A 26135-nucleotide genomic window follows, 5' to 3' on the forward strand; every position below is an offset into this window, starting at 1 on the left:
TAAACTATGAAAAATGACTAGGAGGCGTTCGATTATGGTACAAAGACATGTTGTTGGGTATTACAATACAGAAGCAGAAGCGGTGCAAGCAATCGAGGAGTTAAAACGCCAAGGTTACAGCTCAAGTGAGATATCGATTATTAGTAAGGATAAGGAACATGTAGAAAATATTGAAGCGCGAACGGAAACACATGCTGCTGATGGAGCGGCAACAGGTGCGGCGACTGGCGGTCTTCTCGGCGGACTCGGTGGTGTACTTGCAGGACTTGGTGCACTCGCGATTCCGGGCATCGGACCAATTATTGCGGCCGGCCCAATTGTGGCAGGCATTACGGGTGCTGCTGCGGGTGCAGGTGTCGGTGGACTTGCAGGTGCATTAATTGGAATGGGTATTCCAGAAGAAGATGCACACCGTTACACCGAGTATTTTGACGAGGGTAAGATTCTCGTATTAGTTGATGGCGAGTATTTACATCCGGATAATCGTATGGACTATCCAGATCGTCCACTTGTTTAACTGCATAATAAAGGCTGTCCGCGATGTCGGACAGCCTTTTTCAATTTTAATAATACGGCGAGATCATTATATAGACTAGCACACCCGTAAAACTTACATACAACCATAATGGCATCGTCCAACGAACGATTTTACGGTGACGTTCATGTTCCCTGTTCCATGCACGTGCGACACTTGTCAATGCAAGCGGCACAATGGCTGCTGCCAAAACGATATGTGTAATCAACACAAAATAATAAATTCCCGCTACGATCCCCGAACCTCCAAATGATGTGGACGGTGCCAAATAATGATAAGACACATACGTCACAAGGAATAACGATGTTGTGAAAAACGCAGCGTAGATGAATTTCCGGTGTGCGTTAATGTATCGTTTCTTAATCGCTATAAGAGCAGCTACAAGGAACAAAAATGTAAAGCTGTTAAAAATCGCGTTCAATAACGGTAGAATCGTAATATCAAATGCGGTAAATTCTTCGACTCCCCTGCGCCCTGATAGCAAAGCGATAACCCCTATCAATACGACTGATAAAATAATGATGGCGGGTTTATAATTGCGTTTCTTAAACGGTTTGCCCGATAGCCTATCCATTTCTTGATTCATAAGCAGTACATCCCTTTCTGTCCTCTATCACTTTGTAGTGTATCATATTTCTTTAAAATGAGTGGTAACTTCACAGTGTTGTCAAATTCGAACAAAAAACAGCGGCTGAAGAATAATGCCTCCAACCGCCGTTTCTATTCACGATTCTCTCATCGTACGTTGTAAAAACGCTTTTGTCCGTTCTTTTTTCGGATTCGTCAATAAATCAACCGGACTTCCCGACTCGATTATTTCGCCGTTATCCATAAAGAGCACAGTATCCGCTACATCCCGTGCAAACTCCATTTCATGTGTCACGACAATCATCGTCATATGCTCCTGCGCGAGATCTTTCATCACACGAAGCACCTCCCCCGTCAATTCCGGGTCCAGTGCGGATGTCGGTTCGTCGAATAACAAAATGTCAGGGTTTCTCATTAATGCCCTAGCAATCGCAACACGTTGTTTTTGCCCACCTGAGAGCTTTGCTGGCAAGACGTCGGCCTTATCAGCGAGCCCTACTTTGGCCAATAGCTCTACCCCTCGTTTACGAAGGTCTGCTGTACTTCCCTCTTTCAGTAATTTAGGAGCAAGCACTAAATTATCCAACACCGATAAATGAGGAAACAAATTGAAATGTTGGAACACCATCCCCATCTTCGACGTAATTTGTTTTAATTGCTGCGGTTTTGAATAAACCCCTTCTTGGACAATGAACTGCCCATCTACCGCAATGCTCCCGCCGTCAATTTCCTCTAAATGGACTAAACTCCGAAGCATCGTACTTTTCCCTGATCCAGACGGTCCAATGACCGCAACGACTTCATTTTTATTCACATCAAAAGAAATCTGTTTGAGGACTTCGAGCGGCCCAAAAGATTTCTTTAAGTTCGTCACTTCCAAAATCGCCATGCTTACAACTCCTTACTGAAAAATCCTCAATCGAAACGCAATCTTCTTTCTAACCATTTAAAGAATAACGTTAAACATAACGTAATGAGTAAATAAATGATCCCTGCCAATACAAACGGGACGATGGTAAAGTCACGATTGACGGCGGTTTGTGCAAAGTGCAACAGTTCCGGTACGGCTACTGCGTATAACAGCGCCGTGTCTTTTACTAACGTAACCGATTCGTTTGCCACTGCCGGCAATGCAATTCGAATCATTTGCGGCAAAACCACTCTCGTCGTCGTCTGCCAACGATTAAGCCCAAGCACTTTTGACGCTTCATATTGTCCATTGTCAATCGCTAACAGTCCACCACGGAAGATTTCCGCAAAGTACGCTGCATAGTTTAAGATGAAACCAATCGATGCGGCCACAAACCGATCCAACACGAGGTATTCCCCGATGACCGGGATGAGCGGCAAACCAAAGACGATGAAAAGCAATTGCAACAGCAATGGCGTACCACGCATTAAATAAATATACGCATTTGCCAGCCAAGCGAGCGGTTTAATGGAACTGCGCACAGCCAATGTTAACAGGAATCCAAGCGGAATGGATAAGATAATGGCGATTAAAAATAATAAAACTGTCGCCTGAGCCCCTTCTAACATCGGTTTTGTAATGGATATTAAATAATCGATAGACATTTGGCAAAACTCCTTCAAAAAGCAAAACAGGTTTTCACATGGAAAACCCATTTAGCACCCTATTTACTTCAATACTTTGTCTTCACCGAACCACTTCGTAGAAATGTCAGCTGCACTACCGTCTTCATTCATTTTATCCAACGCGGCTTGCAGTTTATCCAACAATTCTTCATTTCCTTTTTTCACGCCAACTCCGTACTCTTCAGGCGCCAATGATTCACCGATAACTTTGAATGTACCTTCTTGTTTGGACATGTAGTAATCAATGACGACTTCGTCGATAACGACTGCGTCCACACGACCGGCTTTCAAGTCTGTCAACGCCAATACATTATCAGCATACTCAGAGATTGACTTCACTTTGTCATGTACCGGATTTGCGCTCAAAGCATCAGATGCAGAAGATAGACCTTGCAAACCAACTTTCTTGCCAGAAAGGTCGTCCAATTTCTCAATGGATGAATCCGTCAATGTCGCTACAACTTGTGCATTTTTCAAATAAGGCTTAGTAAATAGTACTTTCCCTTTACGTTCTTCAGAAATCGTATAACCGTTCCAAATCAAATCGATCCGACCACTGCTCAATTCTGTTTCTTTTGTTTTCCAATCAATTGGTTGGAACTTCACTTCCATCCCCATATGCTCTGCTGCCGCTTTTGCATAATCAATATCAAAACCAGTCAATTCGTTATTCTCATCCCGGAAGCCCATTGGCGCAAATTTATCATCCACACCGATGACCAACACATCATTATTTGCTGAATCATTTTTGGATGTCCCACATGCAGCTAATACAAACAGTGTCATTACGGATACTCCGACTAACAGTAACATTCTCTTCATGTAAAATACCTCTTTTCATGTATATTAAACTTCAACACTTTAACTCGTTAACGTATTGCTACTATAACACGATTGTTTCGCAATGAAAACCCCTTCTTTTATAGACGGAATATTACATAATTGTATAGCACGTGAAAAGGATAGCGTTTAAGAATGGTAGAAAACGGTTATTGAACAGTACATTGTTTTGAAAAACTGAGGAGGCGTGAAAGATGAACAAACAACCAAATGAAGTACCTGCAACAGAAGAACGTCGTCGATTGGAAGTCCAACACGTATATTCCCGTGATTCTAAAACGTATGAAAATGAACCAAAAGCTGCTCACCCAACTCCAGTGAACGAACAAGATTTTACTGGATCGAATCAAAACGACTTTGAAAGCAATGAACTCGGCCCGGAACCTAACGGCGTAGATCCGTCATTGCACGGTCAGTCTTTTCAGCAACAACCCTTCAATGAGTTCGAAAGCAATGAACTAAATCGAAATAATACAGAAACCTACGAACAGGCCAACGAACCAAACGGAATGGACCCTGCATCATCCGTATATAAATTCGAACACGGCCAAACGTTTCAACAAACTCCAGAAGAAATAGAAGTAAACGGACTCGGCGAAGAGCCAAATGGCATGGATCCGAACAAGCGTTAATGCGTGTAAATAACAAAAAGCACTAGGTACATACATCAGTATGCGCCTAGTGCTTTTTGTTTAACGACTACTCACTAAATCTTTGTCCGAAAGTATTTGATAAATCGCTGCTACTGAATGATCGGAGAGATTGTAAATCGTATGTGTATCGGTTGTCTTCATGAGCGAACCAGAATCATCGGTAATCCATAAGGCAAATTTTTCGTCATCCAAACTGAATGTGAACTGTGGATCTGCCATATTTACGATTCCCGGCTCTTTTATGGAATCTTTTACAGCTTGTTTGAAAGAAGATACATCGTCTTCTGAAAGGTCGATTTGAATGGTTGATTGGGATGCAGTTGGATTCATTTGCACTTCTCTTTCCGGTTGTGTGATTTGGGAACAAGCGGCTAGCAACAAACAGAGTGGGACAAATAGGAGTAGAAAATTCTTCATCAAAATTCCACCTTTTAAAGAGTAGACGTGAGTTGCGATTGGAAGTTACATAATGTGCGACTATTAGCAAGTTGATTAACTAATGAACTAATGTGTCCTACAAACCAGCTTGATTATTTAAAAGCTTTAATTCTTCTTGTTCAATGACGAAATTTATTGCTCCTTGAGCAACCATATATTCTGCATCCTCTGATTTTCGATTTGTGCATATCTCCCATAATTCCGGAAGTGTATTCTCTTTTGCCACTTTTAATGCGGATTCAATATATCCTTTATACTGAATCGTACCTCCTCCTGAATTTGACGGTGACTGTGCCAGAAACATTCACGTCAATTCAACCAATTTGATTACTTATACAGGAATCAACTGAAAACCCAGTAACTGATACACTTTGCACTCATCTAAATGCAATTGTAGTGAATTAACTGAATTCAACTTGGCACAGGCACCTGTTTTATTTCACGTTGCCTTACAATGGCTTGCTGTTGAGGAGTCTTGTCGCGCATTCCATAGTTGAATCCCATATAATCACCTCCTTCACACCAATCATAGTGCAAAAGGAATCATCTGTCTTCAAAGGTACGGATACCCGACAATTCGGATTCCTTTGTTTTTCAATTAAATTCGATTTCAAATTCTCCATATAAAGGGATAGCTTACCTTGTCTTTTTATATGCTTCTCTCGTAACTTCATAACTTCCAGTTGTTCACGACGTGCGTATTCGTCTATTACATATGAAATATATTCTGCTTTACAGTGAGGACACTAAATGTAAGCTTCAATAATGTTTCTTGGATGCTTACGCCCTTTGAGATTCATTTCAAAGGGTTCGTGGCATTCATCACAGGATACGAGTGTTGATACCAATTGGCTCACCTCGCTTTACCAAGATTCCATTGTCTTGCCGAACTCCTCCATCTCTTTTGACATCATTTCGATTTCAGATGCTTCGAGAACAACATCAGACATTGGTTCTTCATCATTGGGTACGAAGTTCTCCGGATACACCGTGATCATTCCTACCTTTTTGCCTTTGACATTCACAATGATTCCAATTGTCTTGGCACCTTCTACGTCAGGCTGTTGATGAAAGTCATATGTTTGATTCAGAACGTGTTGGAATGCCAAACCTTCGTTATCGGTTTTCATATTAATGACTAATGTTATGTAGTCATTACTTCCACATTAGATGCGAATTCATAAACAGATGTATCGATTTTTTTTCCTTCTTCTGAAGCGTTATCGTTGGATGCGTCTTCTTCGACAGATGTTTCAACTTCCGGTTTAGGTTCTTCTTTAGGCTTTTCGGTTTCAGTCTCGCTACATGCCGCCAAAAATACAGCAAACAATAAAAGTAATAATTCTTTTTTCATGCAGTTCCCCTCCAAAGTCTTTTCCTTGTCATATCCAAATTGAAAGGAAAAGAAAACCATGGGATAAATTGAAAAAGCCATACCAAGAATGGATATGGCTTGCTAAAAACTTATATTTATTATACATAATTCAAAAGTTCTCATTTTTTATGGCACCTGATGCCACAGTATCTTCCTCATCTTCGTCTTCTGTGTTTTTAAAGAAGATAATAAAAGAAATTAAAACAAATAAAATACTGTGACTGATAAATAGCAAAAATGATACAAACCAAATTGAATTTAGAATGTTCATAAATTCGTATGAAGGACTACCATTTTCTAGTAAAACTTGATAGATTATTGTAATTATAACCGTTATGAAACCTGTCAACAAAGCCATAGAAGAGATGACCACAAACTCTTTTTTATAATTACTATCCTTCATAATTTCTCTTACAATTTTGGTGTTAAAGATGGATGCTAGTACGCTCAAACATGCGCCATAAAAACCAAGACTGATACTTGAAAGAAGCAGTACACCTTCCAATGCTTTTTCGAAACCCTTATATCCAAAAAAAGGAAAGTAGAGATAAACACCTATCCCTACAATAAACGATAATGCTGAAAACCAAGATATTGTTTTAGTACTTAGTTTCATTTATCTCATCCTCAATATTTTATTTTTATAAGCTCCATTACTCCTTTCGTCTCCAACATCAAATAGATTTCTCATTTCCTCAAAAACCCTTATAGAACTTAATTGACGGTCATTTTGCAACTCGAAATAAGCATATGCTTCAAGCTTGTGGTTTATTAAGTCTATAGGCTCCACAGGGGATTCATCATCTTCCCTAGATCGGATTCTTAACATTTGGACATCCGGATCATCAGTATATTCTTCTAGAAAATTCGATGAAAAATCATTATCTATTTCAGCGTCTCTAGTTCCTCTAGAGTTAAAAGTTATTTCAACACTTTCAATGCCTTGTGGCCTTTGATCTAATAGCCGACCCAAGAGATCATTTGCTTTTTGCCCAACAACTCTTGTAGATATCTTTCTATACGCTGCTTGATTAAAAGCTCTTCTTCTAGCAGTATCGTCTGAAATCATCGCAATCGAAAAGTTATTCGCGGCTCCTGCCTCTAATAACAGAGCTTCAATAAACGAGGCAATTGCTGTAGGACCAAGAGAATCTCTATTTCTCTGTATCATTAAAATACGGTTGGTAGTATCGTACAGCACATTGGCTTCGTGACCAATATACTCATCATCGTCAAGGTCTAAAATTTCTGAATCACCATGTAAAGTTGTTCTGTTAGGCAAAGTATAATTCAATCTTTCGAAAGTCAAATGAAAATACTGAGTGTGTTGCTCAATTGTGATATCTGAAAGTCTAGCAGGTTCAAAATTATAGCTATACACACGCTTGTATTGTTCCTCTTCACCATTTCGCATACTTTCTCTTCCGCGTAAATATTGGGTCCTTAATCTCTCAAATAATGGCTGCAGATTTATTTGTTGAATTGTACCATCCTCTTGCTCGGTGACAGGTTTAAAAAAGTTAAAACCTATTTTTTTAACTTTAGTCATAAAATCTCCCCCTTCTATCGTGCCTATTCGACACAATAAACAGGAAGTCCTTTTTTTCTTACAAAATAAATCGAGTAGGAGGGAGTGATTAACTCCCGTCCTCTCACACCACCGTAGATACGGTTCCGTATACGGCGGTTCAATAACTTGAGTATCGACGCTCATAAAATTGATTCAGGTCTTTCAATTTGACGGTGCCTGTGCCAGAAACATTCACGTCAATTCAACCAATTTGATTATTTATACAGGAATCAACTGAAAACCCAGTAACTGATACACTTTGCACTCATCTAAATGCAATTGTAGTGAATTAACTGAATTCAACTTGGCACAGGCACCTGTTTTAATATTTTCCTAAAACAACAAAAAACGCCGCCAATAAAAGTGGCAGCGGACAGCAGGATATATATGAAGGCACCAGGAAAATAATAGAGTACTTTGAGAACAAAAATAAATAACTGATCGTAGCCAAGCCCCTACAATTTAGTGATTCTGTAGGGGTTTTTAATTAAATGGAGATGTCACGGGTGGTAAAATCGAATGGCTGTAATCACGTCCCTTTTTTTGTTATTATATCAACGTTATAATTTCAAATCTGGGTGAATCCGTATAAGAAAACGCCCTTCAAATAGTAGGACGTTTATGATTCATTTTACATTTCACTGACCAATCCAAGCTGATAATGAAAATCTGATAACACGTCTGCAAAATATTTCCGCTCTGCGCTTTCTATATCGTCAGAAAAAAACATGATATATCTTACAATTACCAAGAAATCTTTTACTGTGTATTTAAGCTAAGTCATCCAGTCAAATACTCGCGGACAATCGAAATTCATCGCTATATTTAGCCATAAGAAAACACCCAAAAAAGTTAGTTTTTTGACTCTAACTTTTGGGGTGTACTTCATGTGAAGAACTAACTACTCTGTTTTCAAGGCTATCGCCATTAATTTGTTATATACAACATTCATTCAACATTCGAACTTAAAATGATTTTAGTGTTTGTCATTTTATGGAGTTAGCGATATTTATTAATACTTCTTTGGTTACTTTGTCAGAATTTCTTTTGTCAATAGATAAGATATATTGCAATCCATCTTTTTCAAAAACTAAGAGATTAAACCCTAAGAATACCGTGGTAGTGTATATTGACTGATTCCCATCTTCCAATTTAAATTCTTGGTCGATTTTTTCTTCTTTAATTCTCAATGCGTATTCTATAGGTTGAATTACTATCGCATAATGATTTTGGGGTAAATCCTTGTTTATGAACATTATTTCAAGCTTATCATTTTCAAGTCCTTCCGAGTCACTAAATCTTCCCATGCTATGAGTAAAAGGGATTGGAGGCAATTGTGTTGGCAGTGCAATATTACGCTCGAAATGATCTTTACTCTCTTGTAATGCCTTGTTAATTTCTTTATAGCCACCCTTAAAATATGTTTTTCCAAATGAATCGCTATCTGCTTTGACATCGTCTAAAACGAAAAACCAAAATAAAGAAATCGACATAATAATAAATAAGTTTCTCATGACAGACACATCACTCCTTATAATTAGTATTAACTAATATTTTTTTTTTATTCTTCGAAGGTCCCTCCATGCTATAATTTAGTTGGCTAGATCAGGAGGGACACTCCTGGTCTTTTTAAATATTTGTATTGGGGGATACAAACAACATGTTTGATGCTGTTGAAGTTGACTGGATGCCAATTATCGGACCGTTAATTGTTTTGGTTTTAACTGTTTTCGCTGTTGCCCTTATCTATTCACTCATCTTTTCAAGGTTATTACCTAAGCGACTATACAATTTGCTTTTAGGTCCAGTTTGTTTATTAGGATGCTACATATGGGCTATCCCAATGAATTTAGGTTTTCATGCATACTTTTAAGAATTGAGACAGGATGTGATAGCATTGGAACATATTGAGAATAAATTAATTCAAATCCATTGGGATGGACCATTTAAGCTCATTGATCTTCCTTCCCTAACGAATACTGAAACGGATTATGGTATCTATCAAATTTACGGAAAGCATATAACCTACGGCAGTTACGTTCTGTTATATATCGGCAAGGCAGACCGACAAACTCTAGGCCTGAGAATTGCCCAAGAAGGTTGGCTTGACACCAACGACTCAAATAACACGAAAATTTACGTTGGGAGACTACATGGTTCTAAAAATCCTACTGAACAAGAGTGGTCTGAAGAGATTGATTTAGCCGAACGATTATTAATTTACGTACACAAACCTGCATATAATGCGCGAAGCTTGTCCACTCTTCGGGATGCCGAAATGCAAAATATACATATCTTAAATTGGGGTCACCACAGAGATTTACTCCCTGAGCTCTCAGGAACTAGATGGACTAGCAAAATGGATTACTTTGATTATCAAGTGTACAGGTGGAATAATTAATTCTTTTTAGCTCGTTTATATTCTGCGAGAGCGCGATATGATGCGCTATCTTTACGATTTCTAATTTTGGGTTCAAATTTGACGGTAACTGTACTAGATACATTCACGTCAATTCTACCAATTTGAATATTTATACAGTAATCAAACGAAAACCCAGCAACTAATACACTTTCCACTCATCTAAATGCAATTGTAATGAATTAACTAAATTCAACCTGGCACAGTGGTCGCCCCCCCTAAAACGCCCCGCCATAGTTCTGCTAGAATCTTGGAAAAGCATGTGAATAAAAGTATCGAACCCGTTGAAAAGGCGTATTTTGAGTTTACGTTTTAGTTCAAGCAAGACTTCTATTTTTGATAATAGCCAGTCGGACAATTGTATAATTAATAAATGGCAAAACTACAAAAAGAAAGAACCCACTGGTTGATCCGGTAGGTTCTACTTATATCGAAATACTCACTAATAATAATTATTTCCTTTATTGACTATTTACAGTAATCTTCAATATTAGAGTGAACATAATAACCTGAAACAAGCGTTTTACCCCCATCGAATAGATTGAAAGTAACTGTCTCACCATCGTTACTTTCAAGCGTAGCTTGATGTTCGAGGTCAAATTCCATTTCTTCCGTACCTTCTCTCATTGAACTGTTGATATCGATTAATACTTTATCAATTGTTACTTGATTATCAATAACAACCGTTTTACCATTTGTACACTGAATTGAGAGTTTAATCATTTCACCTTCTATTAAAGGTTCGGAAAGAGGTTTACATGCACTTAATAGGATCAGACAAGAACCAATCAATATCAGCTTATTCATATACTCCATCCTTATGTTTATTGGATTCCTCAACCAACTGTCCAACTTCAGTTGAAATTACTTTTTCTTGAATTTTCGATATGGTCTCTTGGACTGACAATTCTAAATCAAGGGCTGCCAACTCTTCAAAAGTTAATTCATCTTGATTCTTTAACTTTTTAAGGGTATTAGCATCCTTAGAACCAATGTTATAAATTCCGACTGGAGGAACTGGACGATATTTCCTAAATGAAGAATCATCAATTGACGGCGCCTTTGTCAGAAACATTCACGTCAATTCAACCAATTTGATTATTTATACAGGAATCAACTGAAAACCCAGCAACTATTACACTTTGCACTCATCTAAATGCAATTGTAGTGAATTAACTGAATTCAAACTTGCACCTTTTTTTAAAGTGATGCCGTCCAATTCTCAGTGATTCTTAAAGCCATTTGATAGATTGTTAATGGCTAAAACAGCCACGAAAACACCTTCCTTCTATTACATAGGATTTATTCCAAGCGTCCGATAAATACCTTCTAGTTAATACATTGTATGAATAGAGCATAATTCTTATAATAACTTGAAAAATCTTACCCCTTTTTATTAATCCATGTTCCTTACTTGTGCTGATTAGTTAAAATGAAAAGCAACCTCCCTTTATTTTATGGAAGTTGCTTTCTCATTCCTAGACGCGTTTAGGCGGCACACAACCATCCTTTTACCGCACATTTACCTCATAAAAACTCTTATACATCTCTTCCAAATTCCGTTTACTACGATTCACTGATTGAATTGTTACTCCATTCTTTATCAACCATTCAAGATATTTCTCCAACTCATATGCCGGATCCGTAAATAAACGATTGTCCAATAGACGATAAGGCAATTGACTGTCCGACATCACATTTTCCAATGACATTTCTGCCGGCATCCTAACTTCAATTTGAAACGGATCATTCCCGTCAATCAACATATCATTTTTAACCAACTCGCCATCTTTGATAAACCAGATTGTGTTCGTCAAATCCTCTAGGATATCCAGGTTATGTGTGGAAATGAGTAGGCTAATCCCCTTGGCATGTAATGCGCGGATCAATTCCTTCAGTTCAATTACACTTGTCGGATCCAAACCATTGAAAGGTTCATCCATCAAGATGATGAGCGGTTTTGTCAGGATACTTAACGTAATCAGCAGATGCTGTCGCATGCCGTATGAATAAGACTTGACAGGATTATTGACATACGTCCGGATTCCTATCAATTGTATAACTTCATCGATTTCCTTCGTGTCCAGATTATAGATACTCGCGACAAATGCCAAATGATCGTATCCCGTGAGATGCATATAGAGGTAGTTATCACTTGGTAGGAATGTGACATATCTGAAGAATTCAGGATTCTGGTTAGAAATACCTTTAATCCGCACTGAGCCGCTTTCTACATCTTCCAATGCTAAAACGGAACGCATCAAAGTGGATTTCCCCGCCCCATTTGGCCCGACAAGACCGATGATATCGCCTTCATTCATTTCAAACGTAATTTCTTTCAGGATACTTCGTTTCCCATAGTTCTTCGTAAGCTGATTAACATTTAAAATCGACATATTACGCCTTCCTCCTTCCTGCTAGTAAGCCGATGATGAACAACAGGATTCCACTGACAAATAGAATGATACTTCCATTGATGAAGTTCACAGCAGCTGAATTCGCAACAAGCGATTTCCAACCATCCACGACATTCCATGTATCAAAATACGTGAAAGGATTCAAAAACATATAACTTGCCGACGTATACTGACTAGCCAAGAAATAGCCTGTAAATACCAGCAGCAACGTAATGATAATCGTCACATACTGATTTTTCACCCATCTCCCCACTAAGCTAAACAAACTGTTCAAAAAGAAGATTTGCGCCATAATCAGCATGCCGCTCTTCATGATAAGCACGAGCAAACTTTCAAAATAGAAATTGACATTATCTCCATAAGAATAAAATACCCCATCGTCGGCACTTTCATTTGAAGTAACATCGGGCGACAATTCAAGCGTGAAGCCATCCTCGTAACTCCCCGTCGCATATACTAAAATCGGATATTGCGATTCACCTATACCACCGATTAGTGAACTGAGTAGGAATACAATGCCCCCACATAGAACAAGCAATCCGTAAGCAATCATCAGATTGTAAGCCCACTTGCTTACATAGATTGAACGGAAAGAAATTGTTTTGGTTTTCATGAAATTGATGGACGAATTCGGCTGTCGCTCATCGGACAAGCTTGTCCATAATAATAGGATGAAGACACCCATACCAAACAACATCATATTCCAATTCAAGTATTTGTAGACAGAAAACAGGCCGCTATTTCCATACTTCGTATTCCGCTCTTGATTCGCTTTGAGTATTGTGTAATGAACGTCATTAAGGGCTGTGCTTGGGTCCTGAAAATGTGAAATCCACAGAGGTCCAATCGGCCATGGCGTAATTTCCTTTTCCGTTAGAATACGTTGCTGCTCTTCAGAAGCCATTACCGTTACATCCCATAGATTTCGATCTAATTCTTTATAGGATGGTTCCTTTCGTATGGTGTTCATTGTTTCCCGAAACTTTTCAGGAAAGTTCTTTTCTCCAATTTCGTTCTTTAAATCATCTAACAAGCGATAGGAGAGATCCATATTTTCAATCATAATCGTATATGGATTCTCGGCGGAAACGAACTCCGTCTCTTCACCGGATTTTTCGTGATCAGCACGCATCATTTCAATTTCCATATCAAACTCTTCTTCAAGCACTTTCCAATGCATTTGCTGTTCAACGTAAAAATTTTGCTGTTCTTCGATTACTAGCAAATACGTTTTGGGGAGATTTTGATATTGTTGATTAACAAAGATGTACGTCCCCCCGATAATTCCAACTAACAGAATTAGCGAAAAGAGCACATGACCTTTTCGCTTCTTTTTTAGATGTTCAAATTGAATCAGCTTCCACCTGTTTTTGGGCGCATACTGTTTTCGGATAGAATGGAGCACAGGGACTTTAAGGTACAATCCCTTCGATTTGAAAACCGGATAGGAAGCGATTAAAAAAATAATAAGCAGAACAAACATACCAGTCAAATAGGGTGTATAACGATGCGTAGGCAGTAGATGCATTTCGTATGAAACAATTAAATGGATTGGATTAACGATGTAAAAACCAAATTGAACTGAGATAATATAAGCAATTATGAGAGGCAAAGCAATTATGGTTAGCAACATACCCATACTAAATCGTTGTTTGAATAAACAAATTGCCGATACGAGCAGCAATGAAACAAAAATTCCCCAGCCTATCGGAATATAGAGTAGCCATTTCCATACAGGTACCATCAATGTATCTGCACCCACTACAACTTCAATTGGATAGTGGATTGTATTTAAATTTCCAGTGACCAAAGGAGGTAGCAATGATAAGAAGCTTGCCAGAATTATGTATCCGACTACGATTAGTAAAAATGGTATTAAATAGCCGTAATAGATAGCAGGATTCGATAACGATTTCACTTTTAAAAAATCAAATATTCGATTCTGTTCATCCGATTTATATTTATAGATGAAAATAAGTAAAAATAGAAACGCGGTAATTGGGCTGAATAATAATTGAAGTAATTTCTTAGTAAACAAAGCAGTGTTATAAGGAGTCTCTTGTTCAGTGTAGGATAAATTATACTTCTTTAAGATTTCTGCTTTCCGTTGTTCGATATGCAAAACATCTATATTTTGATAAGGAATGGAAATAGTACTTTCATACACTCTGTATTCTTTAATATAATCTAGATTTTCGGATGAAATATCTAAATCTTCATCATTTAACTTACTTTCTATTGTTTTTAAATATTCTTCTTGGATTAATAAACTATCTAATCCACGTTCCGCCTCTTCTGATAAACCAATATTCCTCTTCTTGTTTAAAGCTCTTCCAATTAAAAAATCAATATTCTCTAACCGTTTTTCAAAAGTAGCCTGTAACTCTTTTTTAGTTGCCCCTGATTGTGTAGTGTTGATTCCGTAAAGTAATAGTATAAAAACAATTAATACAAGCGATAGCCACAAGACGTATTTGCTTTTGATTATCCCTTTAACCATGAAGGCAATTATTTTTTTCATCAACTCACTCCCCATATCATTGAACATTATCCAGTGATTCCTCTTCGTAATTACAAACCTTGACCTTACCTACTCTGATTCAATAGTACTTTTTATAAATGTTCATTTTCCGATTGCCAATATAAAAAAATCCCCTTTAAGTAGTAGTATAAACATTAGTCCATTTACACAATATCAACTTAAAGGGGTGCATTAAAAAATGTTCTGTACGACTTATATATATATTAATTATCTTCCAGCAGATAAGGATCTACGTAAGGAGCAGCATCGAGCCAACCATTAAATATCGAGTATCCATTCGTAGGATGAAAACCTCTATTGTATAGATACCCAGAGTACGTTTTTCCGTTTCGGACTTCTGTAACCCAAATAGCTGATGTATATGTTGGAGCTTTAAGTTGTTCCACAAATATCCTATCTGCCATGGGAGTAATTTGCGCGTTAACGTTATCAGAAGCTTGGACACTTGAGAATGGTGCTGATAATCCTAAACATAAAGCGGCGATTAAACTTAAAGATAATACTTTAATCTTCTTCATCAATTTATTCCTCCATCTCTATTTTTTAGTATAAAAAAGAAACTCTTACGAAGAATATCAGCCGATAGTTCTTACAATTCAATCATTCCATATTCCACCAATATTGTCCATAACTATTTATTGCGCAAATGAGCTATTGAAAGTAGCGTTTTTAGAGCATTTTCAGACGGCATTTTCGCAAATGATAGGGATTTTACAATTCATGCGTATATTCTTCTGAAATTCCTGGCAGTTCTTCGTCTTCTCCACTCAATTGGAAAGCAGCCGCACTTCCCCGAAAATACAATAAGAAATCCAAACATCCATCTCTTCATCTCAGCCACCCTTTCAGCCAACTATCATTTTATAAAAATCCACCGCTTTTTTATATTTGCCATTTCTAGCATAGAGGTCTGCAAGTTTTTTTGCGTAATCCATCCATTGTTTATGACTACCTCTTTTTTTAAAGAAGTGGAATGCCGACAACATTGCATTTTCTATCTTTTTTTCATCTTGTGAACATACGGCTTCATATGCATTAAAGTGGTGCTCATAATACTCTCTTTTTCTCTCATGCAATTCAGGCACTAGTCCTGATCCTTCTTTCAAACATTTTTTTACCTGATCCAGTCTTCCTATTTTTTCATATTCCTTCACCAAAGAATAGATAGAGTACAACAGTTCACTCGGAAGCTCTTTATGATCGATAGCTATTTCAAAATGTGAAATGGCACGCTCCGACTCACCCATCACCGAATAAACATCGCCAATATTTTGGTGAAGAATGCCTAGTAAGGAATCCAAGTCAAACTGAATGCAAATCATTTCAACAAGATGGAATACTTCGAGAGCTTTTGTTAAATTATCATTATTTTTGTAAGCTACTCCGCAAATCATATGGCATTCCACTACCCGCTGTTCCATCATTATTGATTCAAAATAGGCAAGCGCTTGCTTAGCTTGTACAAGTGCCTCAAATTTCTGCCCATTCGCCATAAGAACGACAGATAGGACATAGGCAAAATCAGCTCGTTCAAATGGCGAGAGTGCAAGACTTTCCGTCATGCATTTCGCCTTTGAGAGCGCTTCCAAACTTTCTTTTAACTCACCGTTTGTATATAAAGACATTCCTTTCATTTTTAAAACAGCAAAGGCTTGTTGAGGTGTCAATTCCGATTGAATGTCTTGATACTTTGCAAGTTTCCTCCGTGTTTCTTTTTCTCCGCCTTTCAACACTAGACTTAACCGTATTGCCATCAGTTCTAACTCTATTCTTGTCTGTATTCCAGCTGAAGGGAACTTGTCCGTTAACTCACTAATGAGTCTAGCTGCCCCTTCTTGATCACGCGTGTTTATGATCCTTTCATAACGCACTACATAATCCTCGACACGAACCCTTTCATCTTTGAAGTCGTCTGAGATGGCAATACCCAATCTCTTGGATAGCTTATCCAATACCTCATCACGGCCCTTAATGTTCCCGTTTTCAATTCTGCTTAGTTGCGATTCAGAACAAATCCCCTTAGCCAAGACAGCCTGTTTCATTTTTTGAGAGAGCCGCTCCATCTTGATCATATATCCAACATGCATTTACATCACCTACTTATGGGTATATTCATCGACAGTCTATCCCGTCTGATGCTCCGGTAATTCCCTCATCTTAGCCTCCCCCTCCGTAATTATGCATAAACGAGATTGAATATATTTCCATTATATCATTCATTCAAACTACTTAAAAGTTCATTATTGTAAAAAAAGAGGACAACAAATATCACAGCGCAATGCTGTAATTATTGTTGTCCTCTGCTTGGTCAGAGCGTCGAATTAATTATGAATTTATAATTTTATCCAAAACATATCGGCAATTTATCACATACTGAAGAAGATCGAGTGTTTCAATGGGTTAAACGCTATGTTGAACCTTCTTCATCTGTCGGTGGTAGTCTAATTAATGAAATGAGAGAACCTCGATTCAAAGAAGGATTTGAATACCCTCATTGTATATCGGAACACGTTGTAAGGTTTGGAAAATATAATGGTCGCCAAGTCTATCCTTGTAAGTGTTGTAATAAGACATTTACCGATACAACAAATACTGTTCTTTATCGTACTCGAAAAGGTGATGTATGGATTACGTTTGTTGATTGTATGTTTAAAGGCTATTCCCTGCGAAAATCTGCTGAAAATCTAGGGGTTACTTGGGTTACTCAATATTATTGGAGACATAAATTATTAAGTTCATTAACACGAATGGATTTTAAGCAGTTTGAAAGTATCGTTGAAGTTGACGAGACCTATTTCCTATACTTTCAAAAAGGTCAACGTGGAATCTCAGAAAGGAAACCTCGTAAGCGTGGTGGGAAGTCTAAACTTAGAGGAATAAGCCACGAACAAGTATGTGTTCTTGTTGCCAGAGACCGTACCAAAGCAACAGTCTCAAAAGTTGTTTGTATGGGTCGTATTAATATCATACACTGTACAGATAAGATTTTTATCAAAGTGAAAAGGTTGTATGGTTTGAATTTATTTCCATTTTTCATTACTTATGCTTTTCCGATAACTACTGCGTCAGAAGTTTCAAATAAATTATTTCGCTATTAACGTTAGCTGGTCCTTTTGAGAAATTAAATCAATTCTGTGCCCATCTTTTTCATAAGAAGTAGACGCACCTTCTCTGCCTACATTGCTCCATCCTTTTAATTTGATTATTATCTCATATACAAACGGAATCCCATTCTCTTCTGTGGCTTTTGACCAGTTATACATAGCGACATCTTCTTTATCACTGAGTAACTCGACATTTTTGGGTATCGGAAAGTTAAAGAATTTACTGTTTTCTGCATATGAAAAATATGTGGTGAAAACGAGAATACCACCTATTAATAATATGAATATAATCGCTAAGTTAAATTTATTCTTCATGCTTTCCCTCCATCACTTTACATTTTCACTATACGATAACTTTCATAGACAGTAATTGCATTAAAACTTCTGTCCCAATAATCGCTTGTATGACAGGATAATTTCAACTAAGGTATACATCATATTCCATGGTAATTCACCTCCACTGGCACTATTCGTCAAGAAAGGTGTAAATCCCTTTTTTAAAAATTTGACTGTGCCTGCAAAAAACATCCTTGTTAATTCAACTAATTTGATGAATTATACAGTAATCAAATGAAAACCCAGTAACTGATACACTTTGCACTCATTTTAATGCAATTGTAGTGAATTAACGGAAATCAATTTGGCACCTGTTTTCCTATATTCACTAACATAAAAAAATGGAATTCACACGATTAACCCAATATTCAATAATTAATATCGGTATATGATATAATAGAGATAATAAAATGGATTGAAGGAAGGTAATTTTTCTGAATCAAGAGTTAAAGAAGCTCCTTATTCAAATAATCCAGATTTAAAAAGAACATGGTCATCAATGGAAGCCAGGGAAGGACTTGATCCATTTAAAGAAACGGATTAGTAGAAGAGATTTTCCTTTGGAGACCACTCTGCACGATTACAACAAACAGATTACTGCTATCGTTACACACGAGAAAAGTAAAATTTATATTTATCATTTGAAGCACTTTACACAACGTTATTTCATTTTCTCCCTTGGTACCTGGATAGTCATAGTTGGAGAAGATAATGTTATGGAGACAGCCATGGTTACAAGATCATCCGAACGCTATTTATCAAATGATAAAGGGTATACTTATATATGTACGGTGAAGGAGGTTATATCATGAATCGAATTGAGCTAATTAATCTATACGGTCAAGGGATTACCGATTGTGAAACAAGTCCTTTTGAAATGTTGGAGACGCTCCATATTCGCAGTGAGCTCCATCAATTGTCACTGACAAAAGAGGAAAAGAAAATGGTCGCAGCCTATGATTTAAAATTGCTGGGTAATGCTGAACAAGTTTTCGAACATACTAGCAAAGCTTACGATTTCTCCGCTTCAAAAGAGAAGATGGACGAATGGTGGTGGCACTTGGATTTGCTGTTAAAAGGAGAAATCCTATTTAACGCCACTTCCTTGTATGATGATGTGATTTAGTTGACTATTTTAAGTCAAAAGCAGCACAACAGCAATTAGCTTTCTGCTGCTTTTCCACTTGCTGAACTCTATTAAACTTCGAACATACAACTGGTCGCCAATACTCCCTTCTCTTCCCCAGAACCAACCCTAGCCTGTAAAATCAATATGACATATCCAACTCTAACCAATAATACCGCCGCTCCCACCAGCACCAAACACCCATACTAAATCGACACACGAGGGTTATCCAGCATTGTCGCCACTTCTCCATTGACGATTCTACCGATTGCATCGCTCCAATTGTAGCTGGCAGAGACACAATTAGCGCAGTTTATTTACTATCGAAAGTCCATTTCATTGGAAAATCCGAACAAAAAGCATTAGAAACTGCCGCACATCTTTTGGAGAAACAGACCGAACAATGTAAAACAGCCTACTCGTACCGGAGGAACCGGTTTGGGTGGGCTGTTTTATGTGATAGAGTTCATTGCTTTATTTCATTTGATCAACAAATTTTAAAACTTTGTTCATCCAGTCGAAAATTGCGGTTTCTCTTTCTGTTTTGTCGATATCTTTAGGTAAAACTAGCCATTGAAGATCATTTGGCAGTTCATGATTTTTTTCTCTAAGACTCCTATTATGAATTGCCTCCTCATCCAAAAAGAACAATTCTTTGTCGTTTGATAGCGTTTGATAGACACGTGCGGAGTAATTATTGCCATTGATAGAAAGTTCGTAATGCCCACGTGCATAAGGTCGACATTGAATATGATGACCTTTTAATTTGGAGAGGGAATATTCAAATGCTTGGAAATGCGCTTCACTAATCAAAAACTCTTCCAAGTAATATTTATTGTCCACATGCTTATTCAGATTAACATCGAAAACATCATATATCAGAAGAATTTCTGGGTGACGTGAAACTTTCATGTTCAATTTATTTCCATTACGTCTTGCAAAAGGTTTAAGGCGTTCTTTCACTAAAAAATCAATAGTATTATGGTCTAAATCACTTCCATAGCTTAGAAGGAATACAGTCTTCAAGTTACTCAGCACCCCGTTCACCTATGATTTTTAGTTTTATCAACTACGTACCCTATAATAGGATTTGCAAAAGGTACAGAGTCCATTTTCAATTCACCGTTTATTTCTATTTTTGGATGATCAGGTACTAATATTCTAAAAGCATATTCATTCTCAACGTTCACGTATAAATAAATTGCTCCCTTTACAGTGTACTCCCCTAATTCATTATCGTATTCTCCGAAATAAACGATTATATTATAATCAGAGTCCGCCATAAGAACTCCTTTTTTGTTGGTTGTTACAATAGTATCTTTCAAGGAGTTAAATACAGATGTAAACTCTTCTATATCATCAATGTCCCTTACAATATAGTCTTTATTTTCATTTGTATCGTGAATATTTATTTCATAAATATGACTATCATTTTTTTCTATCAATTTCTTTATGCTCTCTAATGGTTCACTCATTGACACTTTGTTGTTCACAAAATTTTGATACATATCCCAACTACCTATCGATAATAAGGACAATATAATAATTCCAAAAAAAATCTTCGTTTATTAATTCTTCCCACCCTCTATCTTTGGATATATTATTTTTCAACTCTGTTACTGAATCGATTTTAAAAATCTGGCTCCGTTTGTTTATTATACGATAGAATGTTCATAATTTTTATACACAGTGTTTACAATATTTAAATTTAGAATGTCCGAATCCTTTAATATAGTTTAATTCTTAAGGGTTTATCTCGCACTGGAAGACTGATTTCTCTTTGAGCGACTCTTTACATCACTTGTACCTACTATCTAGAACTCCCCTTTCAAACTCTATATAGCGAGCGCTGTTCAAAAAGGATACACATCGGTAAAGATTATTATCTATTTTTTGTATTTGTTTTTGCAAAAGCAAGAAGATCTTTTATTTATTTCTTAAATGCTTTTAGTGCTTATAGTTCTTAGTAGTTGTTATCGCTTTGTTACAGCTTTGTTGATCGCTTGTTGGCTGCTTTGTGAATGTTCGAGTTGAATACTCATAAACGACTGGAGTTACAAAGTTTTTGAGTCGGTTCTGCTTTGTTGTTTCGTTTGTTAAAATTCCGGCTATTCAAACGGAAACGTATACAATACAAATTTTGTAAATTCACTACAACTACATAAATACAATCATAATTTCCGGTTGGTAATGATTTCGACATTCAAGTCAATTTATTCAGATGAAACCTTTCCATACAAGTACCCTATAGTTACATAAACATAATCACTTCTTAGATTTCATTTCTATCCAATCCCAATATGCGTCAAATAACTGATCGTGAAGGAACTCCTCATCCTCTGGCTCATCATTTAGAGTTTTATTCACTAACTTCAGCCCTAACCAAACAGAATCTTCATTTCTAAATTTAGGATCCCCTACACCATCTAAGACAGCGAAAAACTGATGAAAGGATAGTAGCATCCTTTCTTTAATAATCTTTTCAATACCGCTGATTATATGATCATTAAGTCCACTTGCTTTCAACGCATTAACTTCATGTTCCGTCAACTTCAGCTCTTCCCAGAAACCTAACATTATTGCTTCCTCCGGATTGGTTAAGCTGTCACCTATTCTAGATAATTCTTCAATTGATTCGTAGATGTCCATTAACACACTCATCTGATTATCCATTTGCATCCCCCTTGGATCATAATCGATTTACTAACATAATTAGGCTTTCCAACTTTTCTGCTGCACTAAGTGGATAAGGAGTAAAACGCAACTCTAGATACCTAGCAAAGAAGTTACGGCCCCCTTGTAATACAGCTATTAAAAACTCCTTCTCCGGCAAAAGAAACGAGTAGAATCCCCCTCCATAACTGAATGTGAGACAATTATTGTCACTTTTAGTTAGTGAGAAGTAAGGTTCCATAGCAACCGTTTTTACAACATCAGTCATTTGCAAATAATCTTCAATTGTTTCTATCCACATAATCCAATAAAGGGGCAAACGTTCCATGATCTCGTCATCCAAAATAACCTTATTATTTAGGGAGATATGAACACATCCGTATACGTTACCACGCTTTTCAACTATCCGTTTAATTTCTTCATTGTTCTTCTGATCCTCCATATCAAAAAAATACTTTGTAAATACCCCCTGCCTCACCTGTTCTGGTCCAGGATATATAACGTAAGGATTCTGTAAAAATGTTTTAACTTGAAACATTTTCCACCTCTCTATTTTTATAAAGTAAACGATTCGTAAACATTCAATACCTCGATTAACAAACCGACAAGTCCTGAATTGATATTGAAGAGTGTAGTCATCTGTATGATCCCAACCTGGCAGAGCTAGTTGTTTACACTGTTATGCAACACAACTGCGCCAGATGTAGTAGAGCATAAGATAAAGCAATGGTAATATGAAGTAATAAATGATAATTGCAGGGATAAGGAAAGTAGAAATTGCTTTCCAAATTGAAATTGCATGCACTTCCGCAATAGAAATAATAAATGCTACGCTTGAACATAGTAAGAGTATGATTGCAAGTTTGTTTGTAATGATGAACAAAGATTCTTGAAATGTTGAAAATGTAGCAGCTGAAACGTCCAATCCTCGACTTATCAAGAACCAATCTAATAGCCACTTTGCACCAAGTATGATGAAAAACAAATTAGGAACACAGTATGCCATGAATGTTCCACGAAGCTTTCCTTTGCCACCGAACAGCATAGCGAATAAATGGAAAAATCCTCCAACTGCATATAAACAAAATAGCCCTCCAATTGTTCCGATAATGAATGACCATCTTAAGGTTTCACTAAATCTTTCAGTGTCATTCATGGGATCGAATGACAGTGAGCCAAGTGTATTAAAAAATCCTGCAATCATTGTAACTATCCATATAAATTTTGTAGATTTGGATTCCATCAAAAAATTCACCGTATTTCTTGGATGAAGCCATATCGATATCCACTCGTTCAATGGTTTTTCGTCACTTCCACCAAACATCTAATGACTCCTTTCTAACGTTTTTCTTTGTAAGTCCTGTTTTAATAGTTAATTACAGTCTACGACCGAGCTGCAAAATAGTTTCACTTTAGCTATTTAAATTCAAGAATTTTATGAATTCAAAAGTTCTGTCCATGCATTAAGAATTGTATTTCATTGATTAGCTACGCAAGAACCGAACATTTCCCTCCCTGTCTATAAAAATTGGTACAATTGATTGAGAATAGAATATTGAAAAGGGAGTTATTTCATGGATGAAAAAAAATACTTTATCAATCATTTCTTCAACTGAATTAAACCTACTCATCTATTTAGATGCAATTATTGAAAAAAAGAAGTTTCCAGGGATTGAATGTAACGTGGATCAGAAGGTTTACCAAGAGATAAAAAAGAAAATTACAGATACTTGGAATCATATAATTGCTGAGTCCGAACAATTTAATAGTATTGGTCGATATGATGAAATCATAAATTCCATCTTTGGAAGTGTACCTCAGAATTTCACATTATTTCAGAGCATGGTGGTTTGAGCAATCTCAACATGGATTCGGCTATATGATGGAAAAGCTAGTCTTTCAACTACCACGAAATGAATTAGAACGGGTTATTGGGAATGAGCATAGTACCATTGTTCTTGTCTTTGATGCTTTACCGGAAAGTTGTCAACAACAGAATGAAAAGTATTTTATCATCATCCCGTTATATCGGTTTTGTCCCATTTAGTAAACGATTAGTAAGTGGACATGGTTAGTGTGTTTGTTTTATTGTTACATAGGTGCAGACAAAATAACGCTAGCAAAGGGATTGCTCCTGGGAAAGACATTTATTATAATAGGAAAGAACTTATGTTGTCTCAGTAGCTCAGGGGATAGAGCAACAGCCTCCTAAGCTGTAGGTCGCAGGTTCGATTCCTGCCTGGGACGTTTTGAAATGCGTTATCATTAGCTTTATAACAATCTTAATTGTGTACAGAATAATGAAACTAGATAAGAACACACATATTTTATCTTTATTTATTCCTGAACACTAAAAAGAAAGAAAACCTTCTAATCTTAAGATTGGAAGGTTTTTTAATAACTACATTCACCACTATTTTTGCCACGTATATTTTTACGGAAGTAAACCCACACTACATGCAAAATGACAGTTGGGGTGAAAAGTTATGGATCGTGTTGAACGCAAAGTAACGAAGCGCAACGAGATTCGGATGCGTAACAAGATGGCGGCTGAGGCTGCTAACGAGTTTGCGACACTCGGTGATTATCGGGAAGCGCTGAAGGATACGTATCAAAAAGCTGAAGAGCAACGAAAACTGAAAAAGCAAAAATAATAGCCATCCAGCGAACGCATACTTCGCTGGATGGCTATTTCCTTTTTGATTAGAAAGTTGCAAATAGAATCATTGCAGCAATCGATACTATGATTATCGTGATGACTGTAATCGGTATCAAGACGACAAGAACTGCTTTCCAGATCGCCAATTCTTGCAATTCTGCAAGCGCAGCTACTAAAGCCACTACTGACCATACCGCGACTACTGCTGTGATGACCAGCGAAATAATAAGCCATATCGCTTGTAAAACAGAAAACTCTATATTAGAAATGAACATCCCGTTACCGATAATGAGCAGATCAGGTATCCACAAGACACCCAGCATGATGAGAATGACGTTAGAAACCGTTATCGCCATCATGGTTGCACGAAAATCCCCACTACCGCGAAACATTTTCGAAAGGAGATGGAAAACACCGCCTCCGACGTATAAGGAAATTAGCCCTCCTATCGGACCTAATAGTAGCGACAACAAAAGAATAATACCTGTAGACATCGAGTCTCCGACATCATTACCAGAAGCTTGATCTAACGTATTAAATACACCTGAAATCATTGCAAAAATTAGTGCAAACTTGACTGTCTTGTTTTCATAAAGATAGCGTGCCGTTTGCCGTGGATGCAGCCAAACCGATTTCCAAATGTTAAGCGGTTTTTGTTCGTTTCCATTTTGTTGTTCAATTGTAACCATTTTATACCCTCTCTCTTTTGAAACTATATGTACTTCTCTATTAGGTTATAAGAATAGATCGTAATATAGTTTCATAAAAAACTGAGATTAGTTGTCATCCAGTCCTTTACCCATTCCTCTGAGAAAATCCAATCCGTATTTAATGGATCGATTAATGTGAGGGTCGTTAAGTGCTGTCATCAACTGAAAGATTGATACCTTATCTTGGTTCCCTCCATATAACTCCGCTTCTTGCACCCCTCTTGATACACTCTTTTTCAATTTCTCAGTCACTTCAGGGTCAATGGCAGTTAAAATGCCGGTCATGTTCATAATATTGTTCAATAGATTCGTAACAGGTTCGCGTGATGCTTGTGACACCGCGATTCCAGCAATTTCATCCTTTGCTTTCACCATGGCATTTACCGCATCAAGAACACCCGCTTTGTCCAACTCGGCTGTCAGTTCAAGAATCTTATTCATCGATTCTTGTTGGTCGGCGATAACCGCTTGTAGTTCTTGAATTTTAGCTTGTTGCTGTTGTTCGGGTGTCAGTTCGACCCGCTTGATTTTCGTAATTGGAGCAGCCATTTAAC

Annotated in this window: 32 protein-coding genes, 1 tRNA gene and 1 pseudogene; 9 read left to right on the forward strand and 25 right to left on the reverse strand. The window is 37.2% G+C overall.

Going from position 1 to position 26135, the window contains the following annotated elements:
* Positions 1-34 precede the first annotated feature (34 nt).
* The gene (locus QT711_RS11675) at positions 35-517 is read left to right on the forward strand and encodes a general stress protein (protein WP_317944446.1); all 483 of its coding nucleotides are present in this window, start codon (positions 35-37) and stop codon (positions 515-517) included.
* Positions 518-563: 46 nt separating this feature from the next.
* Here QT711_RS11675 and QT711_RS11680 read toward each other — a convergent pair whose 3' ends face one another.
* The 4 genes from QT711_RS11680 to QT711_RS11695 form a co-directional block, all read right to left on the reverse strand.
* Positions 564-1121 carry a DUF420 domain-containing protein gene (locus QT711_RS11680; RefSeq protein WP_317944447.1) on the reverse strand — a complete coding sequence of 186 codons (558 nt, stop codon included), beginning with the start codon at positions 1119-1121 and terminating at the stop codon, positions 564-566.
* Positions 1122-1259: 138 nt separating this feature from the next.
* Positions 1260-2012, reverse strand: a complete 753-nt coding sequence (locus tag QT711_RS11685; protein WP_317944448.1) for an amino acid ABC transporter ATP-binding protein — start codon at positions 2010-2012, stop codon at positions 1260-1262.
* A gap of 26 nt (positions 2013-2038) precedes the next feature.
* Entirely contained in the window at positions 2039-2698 is a 660-nt protein-coding gene (locus tag QT711_RS11690; RefSeq protein ID WP_317944450.1) for an amino acid ABC transporter permease, read from the reverse strand.
* A gap of 63 nt (positions 2699-2761) precedes the next feature.
* Positions 2762-3541 carry an amino acid ABC transporter substrate-binding protein gene (locus QT711_RS11695; RefSeq protein ID WP_317944451.1) on the reverse strand — a complete coding sequence of 260 codons (780 nt, stop codon included), beginning with the start codon at positions 3539-3541 and terminating at the stop codon, positions 2762-2764.
* 212 nt (positions 3542-3753) lie between these two features.
* Here QT711_RS11695 and QT711_RS11700 point away from each other — a divergent pair, with 212 nt between their 5' ends.
* On the forward strand, positions 3754-4191 hold the full coding sequence (locus QT711_RS11700) for a hypothetical protein (RefSeq protein ID WP_317944452.1): 438 nt from the start codon (positions 3754-3756) through the stop codon (positions 4189-4191).
* A 60-nt stretch (positions 4192-4251) separates the two neighbouring features.
* Here QT711_RS11700 and QT711_RS11705 read toward each other — a convergent pair whose 3' ends face one another.
* The 7 genes from QT711_RS11705 to QT711_RS11735 all read right to left on the reverse strand — a co-directional run bounded on the left by QT711_RS11705 (position 4252) and on the right by QT711_RS11735 (position 9109).
* Positions 4252-4629: a hypothetical protein gene (locus QT711_RS11705; protein ID WP_317944454.1), complete on the reverse strand. Its 378-nt coding sequence runs from the start codon at positions 4627-4629 to the stop codon at positions 4252-4254.
* 97 nt (positions 4630-4726) lie between these two features.
* Positions 4727-4954, reverse strand: coding sequence for a hypothetical protein (locus QT711_RS11710; RefSeq protein WP_317944456.1), 228 nt, complete (start codon positions 4952-4954; stop codon positions 4727-4729).
* Between the two features lie 559 nt (positions 4955-5513).
* On the reverse strand, positions 5514-5780 hold the full coding sequence (locus QT711_RS11715) for a hypothetical protein (RefSeq protein WP_317944458.1): 267 nt from the start codon (positions 5778-5780) through the stop codon (positions 5514-5516).
* 14 nt (positions 5781-5794) lie between these two features.
* Positions 5795-6004, reverse strand: a complete 210-nt coding sequence (locus QT711_RS11720; RefSeq protein ID WP_317944460.1) for a lipoprotein — start codon at positions 6002-6004, stop codon at positions 5795-5797.
* A 130-nt stretch (positions 6005-6134) separates the two neighbouring features.
* The gene (locus tag QT711_RS11725; protein WP_317944462.1) at positions 6135-6641 is read right to left on the reverse strand and encodes a hypothetical protein; all 507 of its coding nucleotides are present in this window, start codon (positions 6639-6641) and stop codon (positions 6135-6137) included.
* A complete protein-coding gene (locus tag QT711_RS11730; protein WP_317944464.1) occupies positions 6642-7574 on the reverse strand; it encodes a DUF6731 family protein in 933 nt (310 codons plus the stop codon).
* 1007 nt (positions 7575-8581) lie between these two features.
* Positions 8582-9109 carry a hypothetical protein gene (locus QT711_RS11735; RefSeq protein WP_317944466.1) on the reverse strand — a complete coding sequence of 176 codons (528 nt, stop codon included), beginning with the start codon at positions 9107-9109 and terminating at the stop codon, positions 8582-8584.
* Positions 9110-9492: 383 nt separating this feature from the next.
* On the opposite strand from QT711_RS11735, the gene QT711_RS11740 reads away from it, so the two are divergent.
* On the forward strand, positions 9493-9996 hold the full coding sequence (locus tag QT711_RS11740; RefSeq protein ID WP_317944468.1) for a hypothetical protein: 504 nt from the start codon (positions 9493-9495) through the stop codon (positions 9994-9996).
* A gap of 486 nt (positions 9997-10482) precedes the next feature.
* Here the strand turns inward: QT711_RS11740 and QT711_RS11745 are convergent, their stop codons facing one another.
* The 6 genes from QT711_RS11745 to QT711_RS11770 form a co-directional block, all read right to left on the reverse strand.
* Entirely contained in the window at positions 10483-10821 is a 339-nt protein-coding gene (locus QT711_RS11745; protein WP_317944470.1) for a hypothetical protein, read from the reverse strand.
* A complete protein-coding gene (locus tag QT711_RS11750; RefSeq protein WP_317944471.1) occupies positions 10814-11089 on the reverse strand; it encodes a hypothetical protein in 276 nt (91 codons plus the stop codon). The genes QT711_RS11745 and QT711_RS11750 overlap by 8 nt, the downstream gene beginning before the upstream one ends.
* Before the next feature lie 436 nt (positions 11090-11525).
* Entirely contained in the window at positions 11526-12410 is an 885-nt protein-coding gene (locus QT711_RS11755; RefSeq protein WP_317944472.1) for an ABC transporter ATP-binding protein, read from the reverse strand.
* A gap of 1 nt (position 12411) precedes the next feature.
* Positions 12412-14952, reverse strand: a complete 2541-nt coding sequence (locus QT711_RS11760; RefSeq protein WP_317944474.1) for a hypothetical protein — start codon at positions 14950-14952, stop codon at positions 12412-12414.
* Between the two features lie 224 nt (positions 14953-15176).
* On the reverse strand, positions 15177-15491 hold the full coding sequence (locus QT711_RS11765) for a hypothetical protein (protein WP_317944476.1): 315 nt from the start codon (positions 15489-15491) through the stop codon (positions 15177-15179).
* Between the two features lie 327 nt (positions 15492-15818).
* Positions 15819-17060 (reverse strand): helix-turn-helix domain-containing protein, encoded by a 1242-nt coding sequence (locus QT711_RS11770; protein WP_317944478.1) that lies wholly within the window; start codon positions 17058-17060, stop codon positions 15819-15821.
* Between the two features lie 267 nt (positions 17061-17327).
* Here QT711_RS11770 and QT711_RS11775 point away from each other — a divergent pair.
* A pseudogene (locus QT711_RS11775) lies at positions 17328-17933 on the forward strand (IS1595 family transposase); the annotation flags it as partial.
* 123 nt (positions 17934-18056) lie between these two features.
* On the opposite strand, the gene QT711_RS11780 reads toward QT711_RS11775, so the two are convergent.
* Positions 18057-18392 carry a hypothetical protein gene (locus tag QT711_RS11780; RefSeq protein ID WP_317944479.1) on the reverse strand — a complete coding sequence of 112 codons (336 nt, stop codon included), beginning with the start codon at positions 18390-18392 and terminating at the stop codon, positions 18057-18059.
* Between the two features lie 829 nt (positions 18393-19221).
* Between QT711_RS11780 and QT711_RS11785 the strand changes: the two genes are divergently transcribed.
* Both QT711_RS11785 and QT711_RS11790 read left to right on the forward strand, forming a co-directional pair.
* Positions 19222-19539 carry a hypothetical protein gene (locus QT711_RS11785; RefSeq protein WP_317944481.1) on the forward strand — a complete coding sequence of 106 codons (318 nt, stop codon included), beginning with the start codon at positions 19222-19224 and terminating at the stop codon, positions 19537-19539.
* Between the two features lie 251 nt (positions 19540-19790).
* Positions 19791-20099: a stage V sporulation T C-terminal domain-containing protein gene (locus QT711_RS11790; protein WP_317944513.1), complete on the forward strand. Its 309-nt coding sequence runs from the start codon at positions 19791-19793 to the stop codon at positions 20097-20099.
* Here QT711_RS11790 and QT711_RS11795 read toward each other — a convergent pair.
* The 5 genes from QT711_RS11795 to QT711_RS11815 form a co-directional block, all read right to left on the reverse strand.
* Positions 20014-20565, reverse strand: a complete 552-nt coding sequence (locus QT711_RS11795) for a hypothetical protein (RefSeq protein WP_317944483.1) — start codon at positions 20563-20565, stop codon at positions 20014-20016. The two genes, QT711_RS11790 and QT711_RS11795, sit on opposite strands and share 86 nt — an antisense overlap.
* Positions 20566-20582: 17 nt before the next feature.
* Positions 20583-21014, reverse strand: a complete 432-nt coding sequence (locus QT711_RS11800) for a hypothetical protein (protein ID WP_317944485.1) — start codon at positions 21012-21014, stop codon at positions 20583-20585.
* 790 nt (positions 21015-21804) lie between these two features.
* Positions 21805-22212, reverse strand: a complete 408-nt coding sequence (locus tag QT711_RS11805) for a hypothetical protein (protein ID WP_317944487.1) — start codon at positions 22210-22212, stop codon at positions 21805-21807.
* A gap of 16 nt (positions 22213-22228) precedes the next feature.
* Entirely contained in the window at positions 22229-22750 is a 522-nt protein-coding gene (locus QT711_RS11810; protein WP_317944489.1) for a hypothetical protein, read from the reverse strand.
* Positions 22751-22891: 141 nt separating this feature from the next.
* On the reverse strand, positions 22892-23536 hold the full coding sequence (locus QT711_RS11815) for a YIP1 family protein (RefSeq protein WP_317944490.1): 645 nt from the start codon (positions 23534-23536) through the stop codon (positions 22892-22894).
* A 254-nt stretch (positions 23537-23790) separates the two neighbouring features.
* Here QT711_RS11815 and QT711_RS11820 point away from each other — a divergent pair, with 254 nt between their 5' ends.
* From QT711_RS11820 to QT711_RS11830, 3 genes are all read left to right on the forward strand, one after another.
* Positions 23791-24066, forward strand: coding sequence for a hypothetical protein (locus tag QT711_RS11820; protein ID WP_317944492.1), 276 nt, complete (start codon positions 23791-23793; stop codon positions 24064-24066).
* A 320-nt stretch (positions 24067-24386) separates the two neighbouring features.
* Positions 24387-24459 (forward strand) — tRNA-Arg (locus tag QT711_RS11825).
* A 239-nt stretch (positions 24460-24698) separates the two neighbouring features.
* A complete protein-coding gene (locus QT711_RS11830) occupies positions 24699-24866 on the forward strand; it encodes a hypothetical protein (RefSeq protein WP_317944494.1) in 168 nt (55 codons plus the stop codon).
* Between the two features lie 49 nt (positions 24867-24915).
* On the opposite strand, the gene QT711_RS11835 is transcribed toward QT711_RS11830, so the two are convergent.
* The gene (locus QT711_RS11835) at positions 24916-25560 is read right to left on the reverse strand and encodes a YIP1 family protein (RefSeq protein ID WP_317944496.1); all 645 of its coding nucleotides are present in this window, start codon (positions 25558-25560) and stop codon (positions 24916-24918) included.
* An 87-nt stretch (positions 25561-25647) separates the two neighbouring features.
* Positions 25648-26130: a DUF1641 domain-containing protein gene (locus tag QT711_RS11840; RefSeq protein ID WP_317944498.1), complete on the reverse strand. Its 483-nt coding sequence runs from the start codon at positions 26128-26130 to the stop codon at positions 25648-25650.
* Positions 26131-26135: the final 5 nt, after the last annotated feature.

Origin of the sequence: Sporosarcina saromensis, assembly GCF_033253735.1 — a bacterium.
In the GTDB taxonomy this organism is placed as follows: Bacteria; Bacillota; Bacilli; order Bacillales_A; family Planococcaceae; genus Sporosarcina; species Sporosarcina saromensis.